This window comes from uncultured Jatrophihabitans sp., assembly GCF_964246335.1.
Classification (GTDB): domain Bacteria; phylum Actinomycetota; class Actinomycetes; order Mycobacteriales; family Jatrophihabitantaceae; genus Jatrophihabitans.
The window spans coordinates 1-16,760 of sequence record NZ_CAXTQF010000022.1; the positions used below are offsets into that span (position 1 = coordinate 1).

Annotated in this window: 10 protein-coding genes; 7 read left to right on the forward strand and 3 right to left on the reverse strand. The window is 69.6% G+C overall.

Annotated elements, in window-relative coordinates:
* Both ACFFCN_RS08560 and ACFFCN_RS08565 read right to left on the reverse strand, forming a co-directional pair.
* A partial coding sequence (locus ACFFCN_RS08560; protein ID WP_375490724.1) for an SPFH domain-containing protein occupies positions 1-878 on the reverse strand: 878 nt, incomplete at its 3' end.
* A gap of 124 nt (positions 879-1,002) precedes the next feature.
* A complete protein-coding gene (locus ACFFCN_RS08565) occupies positions 1,003-4,497 on the reverse strand; it encodes a hypothetical protein (RefSeq protein ID WP_375490725.1) in 3,495 nt (1,164 codons plus the stop codon).
* Between the two features lie 348 nt (positions 4,498-4,845).
* Between ACFFCN_RS08565 and ACFFCN_RS08570 the strand changes: the two genes are divergently transcribed.
* The 6 genes from ACFFCN_RS08570 (at position 4,846) to ACFFCN_RS08595 (ending at position 14,238) form a co-directional block, all read left to right on the forward strand.
* Positions 4,846-7,359 (forward strand): DEAD/DEAH box helicase, encoded by a 2,514-nt coding sequence (locus tag ACFFCN_RS08570; RefSeq protein ID WP_375490726.1) that lies wholly within the window; start codon positions 4,846-4,848, stop codon positions 7,357-7,359.
* A 122-nt stretch (positions 7,360-7,481) separates the two neighbouring features.
* Complete coding sequence (cynS, locus tag ACFFCN_RS08575; RefSeq protein WP_375490727.1) at positions 7,482-7,931, forward strand: cyanase; 450 nt, start codon at positions 7,482-7,484, stop codon at positions 7,929-7,931.
* Positions 7,932-8,036: 105 nt separating this feature from the next.
* Positions 8,037-9,242 carry an NADH:flavin oxidoreductase/NADH oxidase gene (locus ACFFCN_RS08580; protein ID WP_375490728.1) on the forward strand — a complete coding sequence of 402 codons (1,206 nt, stop codon included), beginning with the start codon at positions 8,037-8,039 and terminating at the stop codon, positions 9,240-9,242.
* Positions 9,243-9,271: 29 nt separating this feature from the next.
* Positions 9,272-11,758: a nitrite reductase large subunit NirB gene (nirB, locus tag ACFFCN_RS08585; RefSeq protein WP_375490729.1), complete on the forward strand. Its 2,487-nt coding sequence runs from the start codon at positions 9,272-9,274 to the stop codon at positions 11,756-11,758.
* Positions 11,755-12,096, forward strand: coding sequence for a nitrite reductase small subunit NirD (gene nirD, locus ACFFCN_RS08590; RefSeq protein WP_375490730.1), 342 nt, complete (start codon positions 11,755-11,757; stop codon positions 12,094-12,096). Before nirB ends, nirD begins: the two co-directional genes overlap by 4 nt.
* A 126-nt stretch (positions 12,097-12,222) precedes the next feature.
* On the forward strand, positions 12,223-14,238 hold the full coding sequence (locus ACFFCN_RS08595; protein WP_375490731.1) for a primary-amine oxidase: 2,016 nt from the start codon (positions 12,223-12,225) through the stop codon (positions 14,236-14,238).
* 7 nt (positions 14,239-14,245) lie between these two features.
* Here ACFFCN_RS08595 and fabG read toward each other — a convergent pair whose 3' ends face one another.
* On the reverse strand, positions 14,246-15,010 hold the full coding sequence (fabG, locus tag ACFFCN_RS08600; protein ID WP_375490732.1) for a 3-oxoacyl-ACP reductase FabG: 765 nt from the start codon (positions 15,008-15,010) through the stop codon (positions 14,246-14,248).
* A 113-nt stretch (positions 15,011-15,123) separates the two neighbouring features.
* Here fabG and ACFFCN_RS08605 point away from each other — a divergent pair, with 113 nt between their 5' ends.
* Positions 15,124-16,707 (forward strand): APC family permease, encoded by a 1,584-nt coding sequence (locus ACFFCN_RS08605; protein WP_375490733.1) that lies wholly within the window; start codon positions 15,124-15,126, stop codon positions 16,705-16,707.
* Positions 16,708-16,760: the final 53 nt, after the last annotated feature.

The window sequence follows — 16,760 nt, forward strand, 5'->3', positions numbered from 1 at the left end:
CCCGCACCCGCACCAGCTGCCCCACCGGGCGCGAGGGCGTCACCCACCTGGCGGCCGAGCGCCACCCCCACCCCGAGTCCCACGCCGCTGTTGCCGCCCGCCGGATTGTTCGCGGCGTCCTCGATCGCATTGGCGGCCTGGAACTTCGTGTATTGGTCTAGATTGCCGACGACGTTCATGGACGTGCGCTTGTCCAGCACCTCTTCGACCTCGGGCGGCAACGAGATGTTCTGGATGACCAGCCGCGGCACGCTGATGCCCATGTCGGCCAGGTTCGTGGTCAGCGTGCCGGCGAGCGTCGCGGCGATGGTCTGCTGGTTCGCGGCGAGGTCGAGCATGGGCAGGTTCGAGTTGGCCAGCGCGGCACCGACCTGCCCGACGATCGTGTCGCGCAGGAAGTCCGAGACCTCCTCGGTGCGGAACTGCGGGTCGGTGCCGACGAGCTGGCGCAGCAGCTTGGCGGGATCGACGACCTGGATGGCGTACGCGCCGAAGGCCCGCAGGCGCACCACCCCGAACTCGGGGTCGCGCAGCGTCACCGGATGCTGCGTGCCCCACTTGAGATCGGTGAACAGCCGGGTGCTGACGAAGTACACCTCGGCCTTGAACGGGGAATTGAACCCGTACTTCCAACCCTTGAGGTCGGACAGGATCGGCAGGTTGCGGGTCTCCAGGGTGTACGTGCCGGGCGTGAAGACGTCGGCGAGGGTGCCTTCGTTGACGAAGACGGCGTTCTGCCCCTCGCGCACGACGAGCTGCGCGCCCATCTTGATCTCGTTGCCCTGCCGCGGGAACCGCCAGACGATCGTGTCACGGCTGTCGTCGAGGAACTCGACGATGTCGATGAACTGGCCACGGACGCGATCCATCAGCCCCATGAACGCCACTCCGTCCGCTCGGCAGCGGCGACCCGTCGGTACGCCGTGCGCAGCCTACCGGCGCCCAGCCGTCCGGGGACACGTCCAGACGGCGACGTTGCTGCAATCGCCCGGCGGTCCGGCGTCAGCGGACGATGAGCGTCGCTGTCCTGCTGGCGCCGGTGAGCAACGTCCTCGTTGGCGAGACGTATGTCCGCAAGTGCTGCGTCCCCTTCGACGCAGGCCGATAGGTGATTCGGTAGGCGCCGTTGCTACCCGAGCGCGCAGATGCGACGTTGACCCAACGCCGGCTGCGGTAGCTCTGCAGGTAGACGGTCGACGCCCGGTACGGGTTCAGCCGCCCGGTGACGGACACCGCCCGCCTGTGGGTGGCGCGCGCCGGCGCGCTGATCGTGAGTGTTTGACCGACCAGCGTCGTCACCGCCGCACTCGAGAGCGTCTCGGCGGACAGCACGGACCTGGCCTCGTACTGGGTCGCGCCGGTCGGCACGGGCACCGTGAAGTTGACCGTGCCGGCCGCGGTGGAGGTGCCGCTGCCGGCCGGCGTCCAGGCCGCAGAGCCCACGGTCCGCCGGTACAGCGTCACCGGCTTACCGGCCAGTGCGGCGGAGCCGCCGGTCGGGGCGTGGCGCAGAAGCTTGACCTGCACCAACGGTCGGGAACCGGCAAGCACGCGCGACGTAGCGCTGACGGTCGCGGCGTCGCTGGAGGTACCGCCGGTGAGCACGAACTCGGTGCGTCGGTAACTGCCCAGGCTCTGGTCAACCCAGGTGAACAGCGAGACCGCCACCTTCGCTCCCGGCGCGACCGGAATGTCGGCGAAGTAGCCGGTCTGGTTCGGGTACAGGCCGCCCCCGTCGTACTGACCGGCCTCCGTGCCGTCGTTCGGTCCGGCCGGCGGGGTCGAGCCGGTGGCGTAGCGCACGTGTGCGGCCCAATCGGGCTGCCAGACGACGCGTTCGACGCCCGGCCGGGCAATCGCGTAGACCTGATTCACTGCATCCCCACTGACCAGACCCGCCGCTGATCTGGTTGCGCTGGCCGGTGCGGAGACATTGCCGGCGTCGTCCACTGCGAAAGCGGTGAACGTCGTCGCGACAGTGGGGTCGATGGTGGCGTAGATGGTCGACGGACGGGCGTCGAAGTACCTGACCTCGTCGATGTCGTCGCAGGTGCGCGGGTCGGCGGCAACCGCGACTCCCGACGTGCGGCAGACGACCACCCGGTCGAGATCCGGGTCGGTCGGCGCGCTGACCTGCATGGACATGAGCGTGGCGCCGCCACCCAGCTTGATGGTGGGCGTGGACGGCGGGGTGGAGTCCGGCAGCGGCGTGACGTCGTAGGTCTGCGGCGCATTCGTCACGGCGTCATGCGTGCTGTCACCGGGCTCGGTCGCGACAACTTGGATCTTGAAGGTCTTGGCAGCGTTGCTCCCAGCCGCCGCCGGCCAGGTCGAGAACAGGTGACGCAGCTGCACCGTCTGAGCGGTCCCGTCGCTCGTGTAGTCCTGACGCGCGACCGGCACCGTCGCGGACCCGTCCTCCGGGAACGCCGACACGTCGATCTGCTGGTGCGCCACGGTCGGCGTGATCTTGACCGAGACGCCTGCGGGGGACGCCGTCGTCTGGACGGTGGGCGCATCGACCGGTTGCGGTGCGGCCAGGGCACCGCTTTCCGCGAGCAGGCCGAGCGGGCTCGCACCCGGTGTGACGGCAAGCTCCCGACCGTCCGGCGTGACCGTCGACGCACCGTTGATGTCGGCGGCCAGCTCCTCGACCGTCCCGTCAGTGCCCAGCAGCGCCGGGCGCGTGTTGTTCGCCAAACCGGTGATCAACCCGTCGCCCAGCTGTTGCACCTGCGTGTCCGGGCACTCAGCCGCGCACAACAGCGAGCTCGATCCGTCCGGCCGCAAGCGGGCCAGCGACCCGTATCCGAACAGATCGACAAGGACGCTGTGATCGCCTGCGACGGCAAGCGCCCCGGCCTGGGTGATGGCTGGTCGCGCGTCTCCGAAGAGGCTGATCGCCTGCGCGCCGGGTGCGATCTCCCAGATCGAGGACGAATTTCCGTCGTCGAAGAATACGGCGCCGTTCTGCGCATCGACGGCGAACGACGACCCGTACGGCAGCTGCGCATCGGTGCCGTTCACTCCCGCCGCGGCCGGGGTGTTGCCACCGCCGACAACCGTCGTGACCGTGCCCGAGGGGGAGATCGCCACAACATGTCGGGTCGGGTCCGGCACCAGTGCGTAGAGGGTCCCGTCGTCCGCGTACTGCAGTGTCGTGGCGACGATCCCGGCCGCGAGGGTGTGCAGGGTCGAGTCGGGACTCAGCCCGGTCAGGGTGCGGACGCCGTCCCGCGCGGCAAGCGCGACCTCGCCTGATGTGGACACGGCAAGCGCGTTGACCCCGGTGAGGTAGGCCTGGTCGAGCCGGGTGCCGTCTGGTGACCTGACGCCGAGCGCGTCGTTGAGAACACCGGCGTAACGGTGATAGCGCGTCGGGTCCGAACCGTCGGCCGGCCAGCTGTCGATGCTGCCCACCGCCGAGACGACGCTCGTCGTGCCGCTCTCGTCGACCTCGGCGATGCTCGAGCCCAGACACCCCTGGGTACCCGAGTTGCAGGTGTCGATCGGACCGGCGACCGTCGTCGGCGCTGATCCGTCAAGAGGTATTGCGCGCACGACTGCCTTGATCGACTCGCGCTCGACGTAGACGGTGGCGCCGTCCGCGCTCGTCGTCAGTCCGTAGATCGAGTTGTCCGCGGGTGACGAGCTCGCTGCCGGGTCGGTGAGCTCACTGATGACGCCGGACGCGTCGACGTGCCGCAGGTGACTCTGCCACCCGCCGTCGGCGAAGAAGATGTCACCGGCGGAGCTGATCGCCACCGGGCCGGCGGGCACGATCGTGGCCGCGGTCGCCGGGCCACCGTCACCCGACATCCCGCCGGTGCTGCCGTACGTGCCGGCGACGACGGACCCCGTGCTGCTCGGGTCCGCCCCGGCGGAGATGCGGTTGATGACGTGGTCCTTGACGTCAACCGCGATCACATCACCGGCTGGGGCGACCGCGAATCCACTCCACCGGAAGCCGGTGCCGAACAGTTCCGGATTGGATACCGCGAGATGCCAGCGGCCGTCGGCGTGGTCGAGGCGGTACAGGTCGTGACCGCTCGCGCAGAGGCTCGCGAAGCACGTCCAGGCGAAGACGTCGCCTGCGGTGTCCGTCCACAAGCCGTCGACATCCGGCAGCGGTACTGAGGTGGCTGCAGCGGTGGTGTCCAACGGTCCGCGCACCGAGGTCGCTCCAGAACCCGCCAGCACCGAAACCGTCTTCGTGGTGCCGTCGACCTCGCGGATCTGATGCGCGCTGGAGTCGTAGTAGGCGAGCGAGCCGTTCGGCGTGGACGTCAGCACGTGGGAGTCGACGTACGCGAGATCTGCGGAGCCGCCGGCCGCGTTCGTACGCGCGGCGACCGGTGTCATGGTCGGCGCGGTCGGCGTCGACGCTTGAGCAGCGGACGGGGCGACCACGCTGCTGACCGTCGTTGCGAGCACCAGAGCGGTGACGCACGCGATGACTGCCGAACGGGTCTTCGCCTGGCATATGCGCACGAGCATCTCTTTACGTCCGTTTTACTTGACGAGAGAGACTAACACGGTCGTTGACCGGTTCGTTGCCGTAATAGCTGACAGACACGTCGCGGTTGCTAGTGCGGGTGTTGGGCGTCCCAGGCGGCGCTGTCGACTACGACCCATGAGCGATCCGCGGGATCGATGCGGACGGGCCATCTCGCTCGCCCACTCCGGCGTGGGCCCGTCCGGATTCGCACCCCCGTCGACGTGGATCTCGGGCGGCGCAGGCTTGATCATCGGCACCTGCGGGCACGCCAGTCCTTGAGCCCATGGGGCGTAGCTTCCCACCTACCGAACGGGTGCGGCCGACGCGGTGCGGCACAGTGGTCGGTGATGAGCACGTTGACGGTTGATCCGGACGGCGCGGCCGACGCCGACGCGCAGTACGCGGCGTTTGCGGCCTGGGTGGACGGCCAGGGGATAACCCTGTACCCGGCGCAGGACGAGGCGGTCCTGGAACTCGTGACGGGTACGAACGTCGTGCTGGCCACGCCGACCGGTTCCGGCAAGTCGCTGGTGGCCGTCTCGGCGCACTACTTCGCGCTGGCCCGTGGTGTGCGCAGCGTGTACACCGCGCCGATCAAGGCGCTGGTGAGCGAGAAGTTCTTCGCGTTGTGCGCTGTCTTCGGCTCCGAGAACGTCGGCATGCTGACCGGTGACGCGACGGTCAACGGCGACGCGCCGATCCTGTGCTGCACCGCGGAGATCCTCGCCAACATCGCGCTGCGTACCGGCGCCGCGAGCGATCTCGCCGTCGTGATCATGGACGAGTTCCACTTCTATGCCGACCCGGAGCGCGGGTGGGCGTGGCAGGTGCCGTTGCTGGAGCTGACGCGTGCGCAGTTCCTGCTGATGTCCGCGACGCTCGGCGACACCCGCGAAGTGGCTGACGATCTCGCGCGGCGCACCGGCCGCCCGACCGTGACGGTCGCCGGTGCCGAACGCCCGGTGCCGCTGCACCATTACTACGCGGTGACCAGCCTGCACGAGACGATCACCGACCTGCTGGCCGGCGGGCAGGCCCCTATCTACGTCGTGCACTTCACCCAGGCGGCGGCGCTCGAGCAGGCCCAGTCGCTGACCAGCATCAACGTGGCCTCGCGCGCCGAACGTGATGTGATCGCCGAGACGATCGGCGGGTTCCGCTTCACTGCCGGCTTCGGCAAGGTGCTGTCGCGGCTGGTTCGCCACGGGATCGGCGTGCACCACGCCGGCATGCTGCCGAAGTACCGGCGGCTGGTGGAACAACTCGCGCAGGCCGGATTGCTGAAGGTGATCTGCGGCACCGACACCCTCGGCGTCGGCATCAACGTGCCGATCCGCACCGTGGTGTTCGCCGCGCTGAGCAAGTACGACGGCACCCGACAGCGCCAGCTGCAGGCACGCGAGTTCCAGCAGATCAGTGGCCGTGCCGGGCGTGCCGGTTTCGACACCGCCGGCACCGTCGTCGTGCAGGCGCCCGAACACGAGGTGGAGAACGCGCGGCTGCTCGCCCGGGCCGGGGACGACGAGAAGAAGAAGCGCCGCATCGTGCGCAAGAAACCGCCCGACGGCTTCGTGTCGTGGGGCAGGTCGACGCACGACCGCTTGCAGAACGCTGCACCGGAGGCGCTCGTCGCGCAGTTCGCGGTGACGCCCGCGATGGTGCTCAACGTGATCGCCCGACCCGGCGACGCGTTCGCGACGATGCGCAACTTGATCATGGGTAACCACAGCACGCCGAGCGCCCGGCGCGCGCAGGTGCGCGCAGCCATCCGGGCCTACCGGGCGCTGCTCGCCGCGGGCGTGATCGAACGGCTGGACACCCCGGACGAGACGGGTCGCACAGTGCGGCTCACCGCCGACCTGCCCCTGAACTTCGCGCTCAACCAGCCGTTGTCGACGTTCGCCCTCGCTGCGCTCGACCTGCTCGACCGCGATTCGGACGAGTACGCGCTCGATGTCGTGTCGGTGTTCGAGGCGACGCTCGACGACCCGCGGCAGATCCTGCGCGCGCAGGAGTTCCGTGCCCGCGGTGAGGCCGTCGCGGCGATGAAGGCCGAAGGCGTCGAATACGAGGAGCGGCTGGAACTGCTCGACGGCGTCACGTGGCCGCGACCACTCGCCGACCTGCTGCACGGCGCGTTCGCGATCTACCGGCGCAGCCACCCGTGGCTGACCGAGGATCAGCTCGCCCCGAAGTCGGTCGTGCGGGACATGTGGGAACGCGCGATGACGTTCACCGAGTACGTCGCGTTCTACGGGCTGACCCGCAGCGAGGGGTTGGTGCTGCGCTACCTGTCCGATGCGTACCGCACGCTGCGCAGCTCGGTGCCCGACGCCGCGCGCACCGAGGGCCTCGACGACCTCACCGAGTGGCTGGGAGCGCTGGTGCGTCAGGTCGACTCGAGCCTGTTGGACGAGTGGGAGCAGCTCACCGCGCCCGATCCGATGGGCGAGGCCGCAGCGCCGGTGGCGGTTCCCGTCTCGCTCACCGGCAACGTCCGCGCATTCACCGTGCTCGTCCGCAACGCATTGTTCAGGCGGGTGGAGCTCGCCGCCCTGCGCCGCTACGCCGAGCTCGGCGAGCTCGACGCCGCCGGCGGGTGGGACGCGGATCGGTGGCGTGCGGCGATCGAGGCTTACTACGCCGAGTACGACCGGCTGCCTACAGACGCCGATGCGCGCAACCCGGCGCTGCTGCACATCGAGCGCGCGGCAGGCGAGTGGTTCGTACGCCAGGTGTTCGACGATCCCGCAGGCGACCACGACTGGGGCATCCGCGCCCGCATCGGCCTCGACGCGAGCGACGAGGCCGGCGAGCCGGCCGTCACGGTCCTTGCGGTAGGCCCGTACGACCAGACGTAAGACCCGACCCCGGACGTCGACGGTGCCGCACCTCAGCAGTGGGCCTTCGCTGCATTCCAGCCGCGGTGCGACGCCGACGCGGACGAAACCGGCTGGACATGCGCGCGGCCTAGCGTGATCGCATGACGCGCGAGGAGATCACTGCCGCCATCGTCGCGGCCCGGCTGAGCAAGGGCCTGAGCTGGCAGGAGTTGGCCGACGCGATCGGCCGGCCCGTGGTCTGGGCGACGGCGGCCCTGCTGGGCCAGCACCCGTTCACGCCGGAAGAGGCCAAGACCGTCGTCGAACTGCTCGACCTGCCGGCCGAGGCGCAGCCGGTGCTTGCCGCGGTTCCGTACCGCGGCGGCCTGCCCACCGCAGTGCCGACCGATCCCACGATCTACCGGATGTACGAGGCGTTGCAGGTGTACGGCCCGGCGCTGAAGGAGCTGATCCACGAGCAGTTCGGCGACGGCATCATGAGCGCGATCAACTTCCGGCTCGACCTCGACCACACCACCCACGACGGAGCCGAGCACGTCGTGATCACCTTCGACGGCAAGTTCCTGCCGTACGCATGGCCGGCGGAGTAACGGTCCGCGCTCGACGTGACACAGACCTAGTCAGGTCGTAACACGATCGTCGTCTGACCGCCGTTGACTCGGGATCGACCCCAACGCGGAAGGAACCCGGAGACGATGCCTGGCCTCTTCGATCCGTACACGCTCAAAGGCGTCACGTTGCGCAATCGCATCGCGATGTCGCCGATGACGATGTACTCCTCGGTCGACGGCAAGATGAACGACTACCACGTGATGTATCTCGGCGCGCGCGCAGCGGGCGGCTTCGGGCTGATCTTCCCCGAGCAGGTGGCAATCCTGCCGGAGGGGCGCACCAGCCGGAAGTGTGCGGGAATCTGGGACGACGACCAGATCGAGAGCCACGCCCGCGTCACGTCGATGGTCAAGGCGCACGGGGGTGTCTCGGGCATCCAGCTCGGCCACACCGGCCGCAACGGCAGCGAGCTCACTCCGTGGGAGGGCGGCACGCAGCTCGCGCCCGACGACCCGATGGGCTGGCAGGTGGTCGGGCCGTCGGCCATCCCGTACGGCTGCGGCAAGCGCCCGTACCCCGTACATGCGCTCACCCGCGACGAGATCAAGCAGGTGCACCAGGCGTACCGCGAGGCGGCGCGCCGCTCGTACGACGCCGGGTACGAGTGGATCGAGATGCACTTCGCGCACGGGTACCTCGGTGCCAGCTTCTGGTCACCGCTGGCCAACCAGCGTGACGACGAGTACGGCGGCAGCCCGGAGAACCGGGTGCGGTTCCACCTCGAGGCGCTGGACGCGGTGCGCGAGGTGTGGCCCGAACACCTGCCGCTGACCATGCGGCTCGGCTCGGACGACTTCCACCCGGACGGCGTCACCTTCGACGAGTCGGTGTGGGCGATCGCGCAGATGAAGGAACACGGCCTGGACATGGCCGACATCAGCATGGGCGGCAACACCGACGACATGGATCCGTCGTTCTTCCCGCAGCCGTCGGCATGGGTCGATCGCGCGCGCCGGGTGAAGGACGAGGTCGGCATCCCGATGACCTGCAGCTGGAACCTCGGGGTGCCGGCCAACGCCGACGCGGCGATCCGGTCCGGCGCGATCGAGCTGGTGCTGCTCGGGCGGCCGGCGTTGGCGAACCCGCACTGGCCGGTCTGGGCGGCCCGTGAGCTCGGTGTCGACGAGCCGTTCGATCTGGTCCCCGAGCAGTGGGGCTGGTGGCTGAAGAACTTCCGCGGCCACGCGCCGAGCATCGGCTGGCCCGACGTCGCCGACGATCCCGTACCCACTCCCGCGGAAGCGCCGGACGCCGCGGCCGCGGTGGCCGTCGAGCGGTCGGTGGCCTGATCGCGTCCGCGCACTCGGGGAAGGCCCGCATGCAACGTCTCGTCGTCGTCGGCAACGGCATGGTCGGGCAACGTCTCGTCGAGACGCTGCGCGAGCGCGATCACGCTCGGCAGTGGCAGATCACCGTGCTGGGCGACGAAGCGCGGCCGGCCTACGACCGCGTCAATCTGTCGGCGTGGTTCGAGGGCTTCGACGCCGACGCGCTGAACGTCGTGGCGCAGGGCACCTACGACGACCCGTCGTGCGTGCTGCACCTGTCGCAGCGGGTGCGCGACATCGACCGCGCCGCGCAGACCGTCACCACCGAGACCGGTCGGGTGCTCGAGTACGACGCCCTGGTGCTGGCCACCGGCTCGTCGCCATTCGTTCCCGACGTGCCCGGCCGCGATCTGCCCGGCTGCTTCGCCTACCGCACCCTCGACGATCTGGACGCGATCCGGCAGGCCGCCGAACGCGCAGGTGCCGGCCGCCCGGGTCTGGTCGTCGGCGGCGGCCTGCTGGGCCTCGAGGCGGCGCGGGCGCTGTCGTCGCTGGGCATGACGCCGCACATCGTCGAGCTCAGCCCACGACTGATGCCGCAGCAGGTCGACGACGGCGGCGCCGGCTTGCTGCGGCAGCTCGTGGAAGAGCTCGACGTGACCGTGCACCTGTCCACCTCGGTCGAGCGCATCACGCAGCTCGGCGACGGGCTGCGCGTGCACCTGACCGACGGCAGCGAGTTCGACGTCGGCGTCGTGGTGTTCTCCGCCGGCGTGCGGCCCCGTGACGAGTTGGCCGCGCGGGTAGGCCTTGAGGTCGGCGAGCGGGGCGGGATCGTCGTCGACCGCGGCTGCCGTACCGGCGACGAGCACGTCTGGGCCGTCGGCGAGTGCGCCGCCGTCGACGGCGTCGCCTACGGGCTCGTCGCGCCGGGCTACACGATGGCCGAGGTGGTGGCCGACCGGTTGCTCGGCGGCGAGCACGAGTTCACCGAAGCCGACACCGCCACCAAGCTGAAGCTGCTGGGCGTCGACGTCGCGAGCTTCGGCGATGCCTTGGGCCGGACCGAGGGTGCGCTCGAGGTCACCATCAACGATCCGGTCGCGCGCACATACGCCAAGCTCGTCGTGAGCGACGACGCGCGGACGCTGCTCGGCGGTGTTCTCGTCGGCGACGCGTCGCGCTACGCCGTCCTGCGACCGTTGGTCGGCCGTGGTCTGCCGGCCGATCCGCTGTCGATGATCAGTGTGGCGGGCGGCGCGCCACCGGCGGACGCGCTGCCCGACGACGCGCAAGTCTGTACGTGCAACGGGGTGACGAAAGGCGACATCGTCGCGGCCATCACGCAGGACGGCGCAAGCGACGTGCCGGCGATCAAGGCGTGCACCCGCGCGGGCACCAGCTGCGGCTCCTGCGTTCCGCTGCTGGGCACGCTGCTCAAGGAGAACGGCGCGAACGTCGCGACCGGATTGTGCGAGCACTTCGACCGCACCCGGGCGCAGTTGTACGACGTCATCGAAGCCGAAGGCATCACGACCTTCAGCGACCTCGTCGCCCGGCACGGCACCGGCCGCGGCTGCGACGTCTGCAAACCGGTCGTCGCCTCGATCCTCAACAGCCTCGGCCGGGTCAACCACCTGCTGGACGGCGAGCAGGCGACGTTGCAGGACACCAACGACCACTTCCTCGCCAACATGCAACGCAACGGCACCTACTCGGTGGTGCCGCGTATCGCCGGCGGCGAGATCACCGCCGAGAAGCTGATCGCCATCGGCGAGGTGGCCCGCGATTTCGACCTGTACACCAAGATCACCGGTGGGCAGCGCATCGACATGTTCGGCGCCCGTGTCGAGCAGCTGCCCGACATCTGGCGCCGCCTCGTTGACGCCGGTTTCGAATCCGGGCACGCGTACGGCAAGGCCATGCGCACGGTGAAGTCGTGCGTGGGCTCGACCTGGTGCCGTTACGGCGTGCAGGATTCGGTGGCGCTGGCCGTCGAACTCGAGCTGCGCTACCGCGGGCTGCGCACGCCGCACAAGTTCAAGTCCGGCGTCTCCGGGTGCGCGCGCGAATGCGCGGAGGCGCAGAGCAAGGACTTCGGCGTCATCGCCACCGAGCAGGGGTGGAACCTCTATGTGGGCGGCAACGGCGGGTTCCGGCCGCAGCACGGGAAATTGCTCCTGCGTGACGTCGACAAGGCGACACTGATCCGCACCACCGACCGGTTCCTGATGTTCTACATCCGCACTGCGGACCGGTTGCAGCGCACCGCGCCGTGGCTCGACTCGCTGGACGGCGGCCTGGACTACCTGCGTCGCGTACTGATCGACGACGAGCTCGGCATCGGCGCCGAACTGGACGACGCGATGGCCCGGCACGTCGAGAACTACTCCGACGAGTGGGCCGACGTGCTCGCTGACCCGCAGCGGTTGTCGCGGTTCGTCACGTTCGTCAATGCACCCGATGTCGCGGACGCGGAACTGGACTTCGTGCGCGAGCGCGGCCAACGGCACCCGTCGCTGCCGGTGCTCACATGACGACCGCGGAGTTCGTCGAGGTCTGTCCGCTCGACCGGCTGCAGCCCGAACGCGGCGTGGCAGCCCTGCTGGACGGTCGGCAGGTCGCGGTGTTCCGCACCTTCGACGATGCGCTGCACGCGGTGGACAACCGCGATCCGTTCACCGGGCAGAACGTGCTCTCCCGCGGCATCGTCGGCACGAACGGCGACGCGCCTGTCGTCGCGTCGCCGTTGCTCAAGCAGTGTTTCGACCTGCGCACCGGGATGTGCGTCACCGACGACACCAAGCGGGTGACCGTGCACGACGTGCGGGTGCGCGACGGCATGGTCGAGGTGCGGCTGCAGGCGCACGCGTAGCTTCGCCGGTCGCGAGGTGGGTGGATCCGCCGATCCGCAGCTGTCCGACGCGCGTCATCCGGGCGTAACGCGCGCGGCCTAGCGTCGGCTCGTCTGCTCACCCGACACCGCATCACGGGGACCGCCATGACGCTGACCGATGCCCACCGGGACGTCGCCGAAGAGCTGCACCTGCCCGCGCATCCGCTCGAACCGCTGGCGCCGCAGGAGATCACTGCCGCGTCCGCGATCATCCGCGCGGACGCGAGGTTCGCCGAGGGGACACGCTTCGTGTTCCTCGCCCTCGACGAGCCGGCCAAGGACGTCGTGCGGGGCTTCGCATCCGGGACCGGATGGGACCGGCGCGTCGCGGCCGTGCTGCGCAACCCGGCACTGCGGGCGACCTACGAGGCCACCGTCAGCCTCACCGACGGCACCGTCGTGACGTGGCGGGAGGTCGACGGCGTGCAGCCGCCGATGACCGAAGAGGAATTCATGTCCTGCGAGCAGGTCGTGCGCGCCGACGAGCGGTGGCGCGACGCGCTGCGAAAGCGGGGCGTGCACGACTTCGACCTGGTGATGCTCGACCCGTGGGCCAGCGGTTACACCGGCCCGGCCGACGACCCGGACGGCCGGCGGCTCGCGCGGCCGCTGAGCTTCGTCCGCTCGAAGCCGGACGACAACGGCTACGCCCGCCCGGTGGAGGGTGTCATCGCGACCGTCGACCTCGACACGATGACGGTGCTCGACGTCGCCGACCACGGCGTGGTGCCGCTGCCGCCGCAGCCGGGCAACTACTACCCCGAGTTCCTTGCCGAGCCGGGCAACGTGCCGTCCTTCGATGCGCAGCGCGCACCGCTGAAGCCGATCGCGATCACGCAGCCCGACGGCCCGAGCTTCACCGTCGACGGTCATCACGTGCAGTGGGCGAACTGGCGCTTCCGGATCGGGTACAGCCCGCGGGAAGGGCTGACGCTGCACGACATCGAATACCTCGACCGCGGCACGCTGCGTCCGGTGATCTACCGCGCATCAATGTGCGAGATGTACGTGCCCTACGGCGATCCGCGGCCCACACACTGGAACAAGAACGTCTTCGACGAGGGCGAGTACGGCCTCGGCTGGCTGGCGAACTCGCTGGAGCTGGGTTGCGACTGCCTCGGCGAGATCCGCTACTTCGACGGCTGGGTCAACGACCAGGACGGCCGGCCGGTGCAGATCAAGAACGCGATCTGCATGCACGAGGAGGACGCGTCGATCGGCTGGAAGCACACCGACTTCCGGACCGGCCGGGCCGAGGTGCGCCGCAACCGCAAGCTGATCGTGTCGATGATCGCCACCGTCGGGAACTACGAGTACGGCTTCTACTGGAATCTGTACCTGGACGGCAGCATCGAGTTCGAGATCAAACTCACCGGCATCCTGTCCACCGGCGCGGTCGAGGTCGGTGAGGATCCGGTGTACGGCACCACGCTCGCGCCCGGGCTGTTCGCGCCCAACCACGAGCACTACTTCAGCGTGCGGCTGGACATGCAGGTCGACGGCCTGCGCAACAACCTGTTCGAGGTCGAATCCGTCGCCGAAGCTCCCGGTCCGGCCAATCCGTACGGCAACGCGTGGCGCACGGTGCGCACCCACCTGGACCGCGAGTCGGCGGCGCAGCGGCTGCCCGACCAGCTGCGCGGACGCGCCTGGCTGGTCAGCAGCGCGGACACCGAGACTGCGCTCGGAGGCCGCCCGGCGTACCGCATCGAACCCGGCCCGTACACCGCGCCGCTGTGGCAGGACGGTTCGCAGCAGGCGTCGCGCGGTGGCTTCGCGACCCGTCAGCTGTGGGCCACGCCGTTCGCGCCGGACGAGCGGTTCGCCGCCGGCACGTACGTCGCGCAGAACCCGGGGCCGGACGGCGTGGTGGCCTACACCGCCGGCGACCGGCCGCTCGTCGACGCCGACCTGGTGCTCTGGTACACGATCGGCGCACACCATGTCGTCCGTCCCGAGGACTGGCCGGTGATGCCAGTGACGCGCGTGGGCATGCACCTGCGACCGTTCGGCTTCTTCGACGGCAACCCGATGCTGGACCTGCCCCCGGAGGGCGGGCACTGCGCGCCTGGCACGGCGGGTGGCTGCGGACCCGGCTGCACCTGCGCGCACTGCAGTTGAGCACGCGTCAGGCCAGTGCCTCGGGGAGCACCTGACCGCCGTCCACGACGATCGTCTGGCCGGTGATGAACCCGGCCTCGCGGCTGGCCAGGAACAGGCACGCGTGCCCGATGTCCGCGACGTCGCCGAGGCGGCCGAGCGGGATGGAGCGCGTCATCGCCGCCAGGTAGTCCTCGCCCATCCCGGCCAGCCCCTCGGTGAGCACGTTGCCGGGCAGCACCGCGTTCACCGTGATGGCGTGCGGGGCGAGTTCGACGGCGGCAGCGCGCACGAAGCCCAGCTGCCCGGCCTTGCTCGCGCCGTAGTGCGCCCAGCCGGGCACGCCGGTGATGGGCCCGGTGATCGACGACGTGACGACGACCCGACCGCGCCCGCTCGCGGTCAGCGCAGGCAGGCACGCCTGCGTAGCGAAGATCGTTCCCTTGAGGTTGACGCCGAGCGTCTGCTCGAGATCCTCCGGCGACATCGCGGCCAGTGGCTGCTCCGGGAACATGCCGGCGTTGGCGCACAGCACGTCGATGCCGCCGTACGCGTCGACGGCCGCCGACGCGAGCCGCGCGCAGTCGCCGGGATTCGCGACGTCGGCCACGCAGGTGACCACCTCGGCGCCCTCGGTGCGTAATTGCCCGGCGGTCGCCTCGAGCGCGACACCGTCGCGGCCGGCGAGCACGAGCCGCGCGCCGTCCGCCGCGAACACCGCGGCGATGCCCTTGCCGATGCCTTTGCTGCCGCCGGTGACGACGACGCTGCTGCCTGCCAACGAGGTGAACATGCGTCGGTGTCTAACACGCCCGCGACGCGGTCCGCGGCTGCGTAACACAATGAAAACCAGACGGTTACGCGGCACGTCTTGTTGCACTCGCGCCCGGCTGCGAGCGTGCCGTTATGGCGATCGAAGACCTGGCCCGCACCGGCGTCGACACTGCTGCACCGGCCGAGAGCACCGGTCGCCCGCCGGCACTCAAGGCCGGTTCGATCGGGCTGATCGCAGTGCTCTTCATGGCTGTCGCCAACGCCGCGCCGATCACCGCCATGACCGGCAATGTGCCGATCGCCGTCGCGTACGGCAACGGCACATTCGCGCCGGCCGGCTTCCTCGTCGCCACCGTGGTGCTGACGCTGTTCACCGTCGGGTTCGTGCAGATGGCCAAGCACATCACGACTGCGGGCGCGTTCTTCGGCTTCATCACGCACGGCCTCGGCACCGTGTGGGGCATGGCGTCCGGCGCGATCGCCACGATGGCCTACGTCGTGTTCGAGGGCTCGCTGGTCGGCATCTTCAGCTACTTCGCCGACGACGCGATGAACCAGTGGTTCGGCGTGCACTGGAACTGGCTGATCTACGCCGCGATCTGCATCGCTGCGTGCGCCGTGTTCGGGTACTACGACATCAGCATCGCGGCCGTCGTGCTCGGCGTGTTCCTGGTGTGCGAGGTCGTGCTGCTGGCCGCGCTCGCGTTGTCCGTGCTCGTCAAGGGCGGCGGCCCGCAGGGCCTGCATCCGTCGTCGATCAACCCGGTCAAGGCGTTCACCGGGTTGTCCGGCAACACCGGCGTGAAGGTCGGCGGTGCGCCGCTCGCCGCGGGCAGCGCCGCGATCGGGCTGTTCTTCGCGTTCTGGTCCTGGGTCGGCTTCGAGACCACGGCGGTGTACGGCGAGGAATCGCGCAACCCGCGGCGCATCGTGCCGCGGGCCACGCTGATCGCGGTCGTCGGACTCGGCCTGTTCTACACGTTCGTGTCCTGGATGGTGATCTCCGGCGACGGCCTGAAGGGCTCGGTCGACAAGGCCGCGAACAACGGCATCGGCATGTTCACCGATCTCGCCGCGCAGAACCTCGGCGGGCACTGGGTCGTCAACGTCTACCTGTTCCTGATCGTGTCCGGCTCGTTCGCGTGCGCCCTCGCGTTCCACAACGCGGCGAGCCGCTACCTGTTCAGCATCGGCCGTGAGCTGCCGTCCCTGCGCCGCCTCGGCGCGACCCACCACAAGCACGGGTCGCCGCACATCGCGTCGGCGGTGCAGACGGCCGTCACCATCGTGCTGACGCTCGCGTTCTACTTCGGCACCGTCGGCGGGGACAAGGTGTTGCAGGGTGCGTACACCTACGAGTACGGGCTGCTCGCAGTCATGGGCACGATGGCGATCCTCGTCGTGCAGGCCATCTGCTCCTTCTCGGTGATCTGGTACTTCCAGGTGAAGAAGGTCCATCCCGGCAACATCGTGACGACCGGAATCATCCCCGCGATCGGCGGCCTGGGCATGATCTACGTCGTCTACCTGCTGCTCGACAATCTCGACTTCGCCGGCGGCGGCGGCGCGAAATCGCCGTTCTTCCACGCGATGCCCTACATCGTGATCGCGGTGTTCGTACTCGCCGGGGCCGGTGTGCTGGTGCTACGCAAGACGAACCCGCAGCTGTACCGGTCACTGGGCCGCACGGTCCTGGCGGACAGTCACGAGCGGTGAGCGCCGGCGTCGCGGAGGGCGCGCGCTGCCGGAACCGGTGACGAGGCACGTCG